This window comes from Streptomyces sp. SM1 (genome assembly GCF_002910825.1).
Classification (GTDB): domain Bacteria; phylum Actinomycetota; class Actinomycetes; order Streptomycetales; family Streptomycetaceae; genus Streptomyces; species Streptomyces okerensis.
In genome coordinates this window covers 1-1,837 of record NZ_NEUB01000912.1, presented here as the reverse complement: position 1 = coordinate 1,837, position 1,837 = coordinate 1, and the positions used below count along the sequence as shown (strand labels likewise).

The following is a 1,837-nucleotide window of genomic DNA, read 5'->3' as shown; positions in this document are numbered from 1 at the left end:
GCCGACCATCTCCAGCGCCTCGCTCGCCGGAGCCTGCACGATCTGCGTCTCCTCGCCGACCGGGCGTGGTCCGGTCCCCGCGGGAGCCGTGGCCGGGCCCGGGGCGAGGGGACGCTGGACCGTCATACAGCCCGAGAGGGCGGAGACCGCCATGGTCACCAGAAGCGTTGCTGTCGTCGTTCGATGATGCACCCGCGCCACTCTGCTGGCTCCGGCCGCCCAAGAGGGGGCGGACAGGCGCAGCATGCCCCGCACGAGTGATCTCCCGCCCCGTACGGGGGCCCCGCCCGTGCGGTGGGTGACGTCAATCGCCGGTGACGCCGTCGATCCGCTCGCGGATCAGATCGGCGTGGCCGTTGTGACGCGCGTACTCCTCGATCATGTGGGTGTAGATCCAGCGCAGGCTGTACGGATCGGCGCTGTGGCTGTCGCGGCCCCGCGACGGATCGTCCAGGGCGAAGCGGGCCGCGTTGTCCCTGGCGACACCGATCTCGCCCTGCCAGGTGCCGTACGCCTCCTGCCAGGTGTCCGCCCCGGTCAGGTGGAACTCGCCGTCCCGGTCGGCCTCGCTGTAGTAGAGGGGCCCGGCGTCCTCGTCCATGAGTACGCTGCGGAACCAGCCCCGTTCCACCTCCGCCATATGACGCACCAGGCCCATCAGGGACAGCTTCGAGGGCGGCACCGAGGCGGTGCGCAGCTGCTCGTCGGTCAGCCCCTCGCACTTCCGGGCGAGGGTGCTGCGGTGGTAGTCGAGCCAGCCCTCCAGCATCGTGCGCTCGTCGGCGTTGACGGCGGGTTCACTGCGCTCGGATGTCATGCCGACATCCTCACCCGGTGTCGCTCCTTTCCACAGGGCTTTTCCGTATCGGCAGGCGGTTCCCGCGGACCGCAGCGTGACTCGGCACGACGTGATCAGGGCGTACGAGGGACACGCCGGGTCCGACCTGCGCCCGCCCGGGGCCACCTCCCCTGCGGACGAAGCCGGGAGCGGGTGAACCCGTATGCTCGCAGCGGACCACGGCAGGCTATGGCTAGACGAGTCTTTCCAAATGCCTGCGGGCACGAAGAGAGGGTGCTCATGATCGTTTGTGACGACGAACTTGAACACCCTCGTGACCGCACTGTACGTGAAGATCGACGACGACTTGGCGGGTATCGTGCGGCTGCCGGGCCGGCCACCGAAACTCAGTCACTCGGAGTTGCTGTGCCTGGCGGTCATGCAGGCGATGCTCGGCTTCCACTGCGAGGCCCGCTGGCTGCGGTACGTCCGCGCACACCTCCAGGACATGTTTCCCTTCGTCCCGCAGGATGCCGGCTACAACAAGCGGCTGCGTGCCGCGCTGCCGCAGATCAAACGCGTGATACGGGTGCTCGCCAAGGACACCGACTTCTGGCACGACACGGTGTGGATCACGGACTCGACCCCGGTGCCGTGCGGGATGTCCCGCCCCACGGTCAAGCGCTCGGAGCTGGCGGGCTGGGCCAACTACGGCTACTGCGCGTCGCATTCGCGGTTCTTCTGGGGGCTGCGGCTGTACCTGGTGTGCACCCCGGCCGGGATGCCGATCCTGTGGGCGCTGGCCGATCCGAAGCTCGGCGAGCGCGAGGTGCTGGCCGCGATGCTGGAGGTCGATGCCGAGCTGGTGCGCGTGCGGCCGGGCCTGCTGCTGATCAGCGACAAGGGCTTCGCGTCGAAGACCTTCGAGCGGTCACTGTCCGTACAGGGCATCACGCTGCTGCGGCCGTCGAGGAAGAGGGAGATCCTGCGGCCCGGCGAGCCGATGCTCAAGAAGGTCCGCCAGCTGATCGAGTCGGTCAACGACACCCTCAAGGGCCA

General features: G+C 68.7%; 2 protein-coding genes and 1 pseudogene. 1 reads left to right on the top strand and 2 read right to left on the bottom strand.

What is annotated here, in order from left to right; translation table 11 throughout:
* Window positions 1-201: pseudogene (locus B9S61_RS41770) on the bottom strand (hypothetical protein); the annotation flags it as partial.
* A gap of 103 nt (window positions 202-304) precedes the next feature.
* Entirely contained in the window at window positions 305-817 is a 513-nt protein-coding gene (locus B9S61_RS30700; RefSeq protein WP_103545150.1) for a DinB family protein, read from the bottom strand.
* Between the two features lie 271 nt (window positions 818-1,088).
* On the opposite strand from B9S61_RS30700, the gene B9S61_RS30695 reads away from it, so the two are divergent.
* Window positions 1,089-1,837: IS982 family transposase (locus tag B9S61_RS30695; RefSeq protein WP_103543553.1), on the top strand; the 749-nt coding region annotated here is incomplete at its 3' end.